Source organism: Ereboglobus sp. PH5-5 (genome assembly GCF_029504805.1).
In the GTDB taxonomy this organism is placed as follows: domain Bacteria; phylum Verrucomicrobiota; class Verrucomicrobiia; order Opitutales; family Opitutaceae; genus Ereboglobus.
Genome location: NZ_JAQFIT010000035.1, coordinates 1 through 3,098, shown reverse-complemented (window position 1 = coordinate 3,098; position 3,098 = coordinate 1). Strand labels below are relative to the sequence as shown.

Annotated in this window: 1 protein-coding gene; it reads right to left on the bottom strand. The window is 67.3% G+C overall.

Translation table 11 applies throughout. The features are described 5' to 3' along the window. A partial coding sequence (locus M2103_RS13140; protein WP_277511138.1) for a pertactin-like passenger domain-containing protein occupies nt 1-3,098 on the bottom strand: 3,098 nt, incomplete at both ends.

The following is a 3,098-nucleotide window of genomic DNA, read 5'->3' as shown; positions in this document are numbered from 1 at the left end:
AGGCGCAGGTGCAGGGCGTCCATGGCGGCGGCCCAGTCGAGCGCGAGTGTCGAGGCGGTGTTGAGGATCGCGTCGGCGGCGTGGCTGAGGTTGCGATCCGAGAGATACCATTTGTTTGTGTCGGGCGTGTAGTCGCTGCCGTCGCCCTGGACCAGTTCGATGGTGGTGAGGTCATACTCGAGTTTGCCGCCGGGGTTCGCCATGGCGAAGGTGGCGCCGCCGCTGCCCGTCGTGATTAGTTCGATGGCGAAGTTGATCGCGGCGGGCGGTTCGCTGACGGGGTTGATGTATACGTCGTGGCGGCCCGCGCCGGCGTCGGCGATCGCGAGGTGGTTGGCGACGGTGCCGGCGGGGTTGATGCCGGCGGTGATGTCGGCGAGTTTCGCGTTGAGGATGAGGCGCCCGGTGGTGTCGCCGAGGGTGTCGATTTGCGCGGCGGCGGTCGGGGCGGTGGCGTCGAAGGCGAGGGCGCCGTTGTTCAGTTCGAGGGCGCGGAAGCGGTAGCCGGTGGTTTCGAGGATGAGCGCGCTGGTGGCGTCGAGCGTGGTGGCGGCGATGGTGTAGCCGGCGGGGTTGGCGAGGTGGAGCGTGCTGTTGGTGAGTTGGTGAAGGCCTTCGCCGTGGAGTTCGTTTTGCAGCGTGCCGGTGAGGTTGAGTTGCTCGAAGGCCGCGCCGGCGGCCACGGTGATCGCAGCGGTGCCGAGGCTGTCGGTTTTTGTCGCGACGAGGCGGCCGGAGGCGATTTCGGCGGCGCCGCTGAAGGCGGTGTTGGCGTGGTTGATTGTCACCGCGCCGACGTTGTCCTTGATGAGCGCGCCGGCGCCGGAGAGGGTGTTTTGCAGGGTGCCGTCGGCGGCGGTGTCCAGGACCAGGACGCCTTCGAGTTCGATGGCGGCAGTGCCGAGGCCGGCGGCGTCGGCGAGGCGCGCGGTGGCGTCGGCGTTGATGTTGGTTTGCGCGGTGTAGGCGGTGTTCGAGGTGGTGATCGCGAGGGTGCCGCCGGCGAGGGTGAGCGCGCCGGTGCCGGTGATGTGGCCGTCGACGCGGCCGCCGTTGGCGATCGTCTGGGCGTGGTCGTTGAGGTCGAGGAGGGCCCCGGCGTCGATGTAGAGTTGGTCGGTTTGACCGAGGGCGTTGTCAACGCCGGCGATGAGCGTGCCGGTGGCGAGGGTGCTGGTGCCGGTGTAAGTGTTGGAGCCGGTGAGGATCATCGTCGAGGCGGTGTTGTAGAGCACGCTGCCGGGGCCGGTGATGGCGGCGGCGAGGGTGTTGTCGGTCGCGCCGTCGCTGGTGAGGGAGAGGGTTTTGCCGTCCTTGACGTTCAACTCGACGAGCACGTAGTCGTAGTAGAGTCCGGCGGTGCCGGTGTAGGCGCTGGCGGTGCCGGCGGTTTGCGCGGTGTAGTTGTAGATGGCGTTGACTTCGGTGTGCTCGATGACCTGGCCGTTGGACAGCGCGGTGCCGTCGGCCTGGCGGATCGCGATCTGGACACCGGGGGTGGAGACGGTTTCGGCGAAGACGAGGAGCGTGGCGTTGTCGGTGAGGTTGTCCTGGTCGAGCCAGTTCTTTTGCGCAAGCGAGTCGATGATCGGGGTCGCGCCGCCGGTGTAGTTTTCGAAGACAACGGTGCTCGACAGGTCGGTGATGGAGAGCGTGCCGGTGCGGAGCACTTCGACGGGATCGACGCCGTTCATCGGCAGCCAGAGCGCACCGCCGTTAAGAGCGAGGGCGGCGATGCGGCGGGTTTCGCCGTTGGCGTGAAGGATGCCGCCGGCGTTGAGTTGCAACGCGGCGTTGGCGAGCACGTCGGTGTTGGCGGCGACGCCGAGGGTGAGCACGGTGTCATCAAGGACGAGGGTGCCGCGGAAAGGGCTGGAGGGATGAAGGGCTGAAGGGCTGAAGGTGAAGGCGTTGCCGGAGAGGTTCACGGCGAGGGTGCCGGCGCCGGTGAGCGTGTTCGAGTAGGCCCACGCGGTGGTGGCGGCGAGGGTGAGTTCGCCGTCGATGTGCGTGTTGCCCAAGCCGAGGTTCGCGGGCGTGGAGACTTGCGCGGCTCCGGTGATGTTCCAGTCGGTGGAGTTTGTTCCGGTGAGGTTCACGCCCGCGCCGGTGACGGCGGTCGTGCCGGTGCCGCTGATGTTGTTGGCGAACGCGCCCGTGCCCGCGAGGTCGAGGATGGCGTTGTTGAGAACGGCGCCGGTGCCGGTGCCGAGGAGGTTTTCGAGACGGAGCGCGCCGGCGTTGACGATGGTCGTGCCGGTGAAGGTTTCGTTGGCGCGCGCAATGGTGAGCGTGGTCGCGGCGTCGATTTTCTCGAAGACGCCAGAGCCGGAGAGCGCGGTATTGCCGAGGTTCGCGTCGGTCGAGGCGGCGAGGCGGCTGGTCGCGGAGATCGCGAAGGTGCCGCTGTAGTTTGTGTTGTCGGCGGTGAGCGTGATCGTGGCGCTGTTGACCAGCGAGACCCCGCCCTGCCCCGCCAGCGTCTTGGAGAGGTCGCCGGTCGCTCCGTCCGCGCTGAGTGTTGCGCCGGATGCGATGTCGAGCGTGCCGGTGTTGCCGAGCGCCTGCGTGTTGTTGATCGTGGTCGTGCCGGTGACGCCGATGTTGGCGGCGAAGGCGGCGTTGGTGCTTGTGATTGTCGCCAGGCCGCCGAGCCCGAGGCTGCCCGAGCCGGCGAGAGTCCCGTCGATGCGCGCGCCGTTGGCGATTGTTTGCGTGTGGCCGTTGAGGTTGTAGGCGGCGGTGCTGGTGATGATCAGGTAGGACGTTTGGCCGAGCACGTCGTTGGCAGCGGCGATGAGCGTGCCGCTGCTGATCGTGGTTGTGCCGGTGTAGGCGTTCGAGTGGCTGAGGAATATTTGCGTGTCGCGCGCCTGGATTGTCAGGTTGCCGGTGCCGCTGATTTTGGCGCCGAGGACCGTGTCGGTTGCCCCGGTGTTGTCGAGGACGAGGTTGGTGTTCGTCTTGAGTTCGGTGAGCAGGTAGTCGACGTAGATGCCGGGACCCTCGATGTGGTTGCTGTGCGCGCTGCCGGTGACGTGGGCCGAGCCGCTTGAGAACGCGGCGTAGTTGTAGGTGGCCTCGATGTCGGTGTTGCC